The 4,161-nt window shown below is 70.4% G+C and carries 3 protein-coding genes, 1 tRNA gene and 2 pseudogenes; all 6 read right to left on the bottom strand.

The genetic code is table 11. The annotated features are described in order from the left end of the window. A partial coding sequence (locus I5I_RS12720) for an undecaprenyl-diphosphate phosphatase (RefSeq protein WP_036320297.1) occupies positions 1-680 on the bottom strand: 680 nt, incomplete at its 3' end. A 10-nt stretch (positions 681-690) separates the two neighbouring features. Next, positions 691-1,987: pseudogene (locus I5I_RS12715) on the bottom strand (M20/M25/M40 family metallo-hydrolase). Between the two features lie 96 nt (positions 1,988-2,083). Continuing rightward, positions 2,084-2,168: transfer RNA gene (locus tag I5I_RS12710), tRNA-Leu, on the bottom strand. Positions 2,169-2,241: 73 nt separating this feature from the next. Then, on the bottom strand, positions 2,242-3,330 hold the full coding sequence (locus I5I_RS12705) for a VIT1/CCC1 transporter family protein (RefSeq protein ID WP_036320294.1): 1,089 nt from the start codon (positions 3,328-3,330) through the stop codon (positions 2,242-2,244). A gap of 11 nt (positions 3,331-3,341) precedes the next feature. Next, the gene (locus I5I_RS12700; RefSeq protein ID WP_036320292.1) at positions 3,342-3,869 is read right to left on the bottom strand and encodes a hypothetical protein; all 528 of its coding nucleotides are present in this window, start codon (positions 3,867-3,869) and stop codon (positions 3,342-3,344) included. 31 nt (positions 3,870-3,900) lie between these two features. After that, positions 3,901-4,161 (bottom strand): annotated as a pseudogene (locus tag I5I_RS12695) (ATP-dependent helicase); the annotation flags it as partial.

Genomic DNA, 4,161 nt, shown 5'->3' with positions numbered 1-4,161 from the left:
GCGACGCCGGTCTCGACCATCGTGTAGACCTGGTCGCCCGGATCCTTGATGGCTTGGATCAGCTCGTACAGGCCACTGCCGAAGACAGCGGGCACGGCGAGCAGGAACGCCACTTCCGCCGCCGCGGGCCGGGTGTAGCCGAGCGCCAGCCCCATCGTCGTGGTCGCCCCCGAGCGGGAGACGCCGGGGATGAGCGCCAGCATCTGCGCGAGGCCGAGGGAGAGGCCGTGTCCGTAGGTCAGGTCTTCCTCCGTGCGGGTGCGCCGTCCGAGAGCATCGGCGGCCCCCAGCAGGAGACCGAAGACGATGAGAACGGTGGCCACGAGCCAGAGGTTTCGGAACGTGTCGCGGATCACGTCCTGGAAGAGGTAGCCGGCGATGCCGATCGGGATGGTGCCGATGATGACGATCCATCCCATGCGCGCATCGGGGTCGCTGCGCGGCACGCGGCCGGTCAGCGACTTCGCCCACTGGGAGATGATCCGCACGATCTTGCCCCAGAAGTAGACGAGCACCGCGAGTTCGGTGCCGATCTGGGTGATGGCGGTGAAGGTCGCGCCGGGGTCTTCGGCGGACGGGAGGAACTCGCCCATGATGCGCAGGTGGGCACTGGAGGAGACGGGGAGAAACTCGGTGAGTCCCTGGACCAGGCCCAGGATAATCGCCTCGAACAGGTGCATGGGGGGCCTTTCAGTACGTGCGGATCAGATCGGTGAGCACGCGCTGCCCGAAGACCAACGCGTCGATGGGGACGCGTTCGTCCACACCGTGGAACATACCGGTGAAATCGAGATCCGTGGGAAGCCGCAGCGGCGCGAACCCGTATCCGGCGATGCCGAGCTCGGCGAGCGCCTTGTTGTCGGTCCCGCCGCCCATGAGATACGGCAGAACGGGGACGCCCGGGTCATGACGCTCGAGGGCCCCGACCATCGCGTCCACGAGCTCCCCCGCGAAGGGCACCTCGAGCCCGATGTCGCGATGCGAGACCTCGACGACGACGTCCTCGCCCACGATCCGCTGGATCTCGGCGAGCACGCGTTCTTCCTGCCCCGGAAGGGTGCGCACATCGATCGTGGCGACCGCGGCATCCGGGATCACGTTGTGCTTGTAGCCGGCGACGAGACCGGTCGGGTTGGTCGTCGTGCGGAACGTGGAGCGGAGGAAGCCGGATGCCGGTCCGGTCGCGTCCGCCACGGCATCCGGATCGCGCGGGTCGGCGCCGCACAGCGCCGCCAGGCCGTCGACCGTCTGACGCGTCGTCGCGGTCAGCTCCAACGGCCACGACGAGCGGCCGAGCGCGGCCACCGCCTCCGCGAGACGCGTGACCGCGTTGTCCGGGTGGAAGCGGCTGCCGTGCCCGGCTGCGCCGCTAGCGCGAAGGCGCAGCCAGACCAGCGCCTTCTCGCCCACCTGCAGGAGGTACGCGCGTCGCTCGCCCACCGGGATGGAGTAGCCGCCGACCTCGCTGATGGCCTCGGTCGCCCCCGCGAACCACTCGGGCCGGTCGCGGACGACGAGCTGAGAGCCCTCGACGCCGCCGTTCTCCTCGTCGGCGAAGAACGTGACGATGAGATCGCGGGCGGGCTGCTCCCCCGCCCGCAGCAGATCGGCGACGGAGGTGAGGATCATGGCATCCATGTCCTTCATGTCCACCGCACCGCGTCCCCACAGCATCCCGGTCCTTCACGACGCCGCCGAAGGGATCGACGCTCCAGTCCTCGGCGACGGCCGGAACCACGTCGAGGTGGCCGTGCAGGACGAGGGCGGGCTTGTCGCGGTCGCGGCCGGGCACGCGGACGCTCAGGTTCGTGCGTCGCGGGATGGGCTCGTAGTACTCGGGACGCAGGCCGAGCGCCTCGAGGTAGGCGCCCACGTACTCAGCGGCCTCTCGCTCCCCGTGCGCGCGCCCCTCGCCGAAGTTGGTGGTGTCGAAGCGGATCAGGTCGCGCGCGACGCGGGCGACCTCGGGCAGTTCGGAGGAGGGCATGCCTCCACGCTAGCGCTCCCGATGCCACGATCCGAGAGCGGAGGACACGTCTGGAGATAAAAGAAAAAGGCCCCTGACGGGACCTTTTTCCTTCTGTGCGCGAGGGGGGACTTGAACCCCCACGCCCTATACGGGCACTAGCACCTCAAGCTAGCGCGTCTACCTATTCCGCCACCCGCGCAGGTGGTTTTCGGTTTCGCAACCGAAGATCGACAGTACCAGATTCCGAGCCAGACGCGGAATCGGTGCCGGGCTCAGCCCGCCGAGACGCCGAAGAGCAGACCGAGGACGTACGTCACCGCAGCGGCCCCGAAACCGATCGCCAGCTGCCGCAGCCCTCGTCGCAGGGGCGGCGCCCCCGAGAGCAGTCCCACCATGGCTCCCGTGCCCAGCAGCGCCGTCCCGACGAGCACGAGGGCCAGGACGACGGCGGGGAGCCCGCTGAGCCCGAAGATCCAGGGCAGCACCGGGATGATCGCGCCGGACGCGAAGAAGAGGAAACTCGACCCGGCGGCGCCCAGAGCGCTGCCGACCACTTCGTGATCGGCGCCGGCGGCGCGATGCAACCGGTATGGCTGGCTGCGGTCGGCGGTCTGGGCGGCTGCGATGATCTGGCGCGCACGCTCGTGCGCATCGCGTTCACCCAGACCGCGCGCTCGATAGACCAAGGCGAGCTCGTTCGCATCAAGATCGAGGTCCGGCAGCACATGGTCGGCGTAGTCGCTCGGCTCGGTCGCATCCAGCAGTTCCCGCTGCGAGCGCACCGACACGTACTCCCCTGCGCCCATGGACAGAGCACCGGCGAGAAGGCCGGCGACGCCGCTGAACAACACGAACTGCGCCCCCACGCCGGTGGCGCCGATACCCATCACCAGAGCGAGGTTGGAGACGAGGCCGTCGTTGGCGCCGAAGACGGCCGCGCGGAACGTGCCCGACAGCCGCCGCCGTCCTCGCGCCGCCAGGCCGCGCACGACCTCGCGGTGGATCTTCTCGTCGGCGACCATGCGTGCGGTGGCGAACGGTTCACTGTCGTACGGCGAGCGTCCTTCCGCGTTCTGCGCCAGAGCGAGCACGAAGATCGAGCCGAACCTCCGGGCCATCCAGCCCAGAAACACCGAGCCGATGCCCGGAGACGGCAACCGCGACGGTTCGCCGCCCAGCAGCTCGAGCCAGTGCGCCTCGTGGCGCCCCTCGGCTTCGGCAAGGGCCAGCAGGATCTCGCGCTCCTCGCCCTCCCGACGCTGGGCGAGGTCGCGGTAGACCTGGGCCTCCGCGCGCTCGTCGGCGAGATAGCGCGCCCAGCGGCGGCGGTCACGGGAGGTGGGCTCCGAACGCGTGGTCACGGGATCCCACGCTAGCCGCGGCGGCGGCGGCGCAGAGCGCGGCCGCCGCGATTGCCAGCTTTTCGGACGTCCGAACCGCGCGTGAGATGCGCGATGAGCCCGCGCTCACCACGGCGCATGATCAGTGTGTGCGCCGCCGCGAAGACCGGTCGCAGCACGGGAGCGGTCAGACGCATCCAACGACGCGTCGCGGACACCTCCCAGACCCAGGTCAGACGCGTGCCGGTCGCGGGAGCCGACGCAGGGGCGAGGTGAAGACTGCCCTTCCCGACCAGGTCTCCCTCGCTCACCGCCGCCAGCCGCCGCGCCGGCACGAGATCGGTGACGGTGAGCACGACGCGCAGGCGGTAGCCCCAAGGACTGCGAACGCGCAGATGCACGATGTCCCCCGGCGCGAGGGCGGTCCTCCGCGGCTCGAGGCGCACCGCCGGCCACCACGGCACCTCGCCCGCCATCAGGGCAGCTTCGCACCGCGCCCAGCACTCCTCCACCGAGACCGGCAGGAGCCACTGCGACGTGAAGGAGTATTCCTGCGGCATGCGCGCGAGTGTACGCGCCGGCGGCGAGAGCTCAGGAGCGCACGCGCGAGCGCAGCACCTCGATCCGCGCCTGCAGCTGCGCGACCGTCGCTCGCGCGACCTCCGGGCCGCCGCAGATGCGGCGCAGCTCGGCATGCACGGCTCCGTGCGGCTCTCCGCTCTGGCGGGCATAGAGTCCGACGAGGCTGTTGAGCAGCTGACGCTGTTCGCGCAGGGTGCGGTGCAGCGCCGGCGGGAGCGCGCCGTCGGCGTCCGCCGCCTGCGGGACTCTAGAGGATCCCCGGGACCAGCT

Source organism: Microbacterium sp. B24, assembly GCF_000333415.1.
Classification (GTDB): Bacteria; Actinomycetota; Actinomycetes; order Actinomycetales; family Microbacteriaceae; genus Microbacterium.
Note: the sequence above shows the minus strand (reverse complement) of the source record. Positions and strands in the feature narration are given on the sequence as shown.

What these genes read in the sequence shown, in the direction of transcription:
- I5I_RS12700 (WP_036320292.1), bottom strand. Translation starts at nt 3,869, where the DNA reads ATGCCGCAGGAATACTCCTTCACGTCGCAGTGGCTCCTGCCGGTCTCG.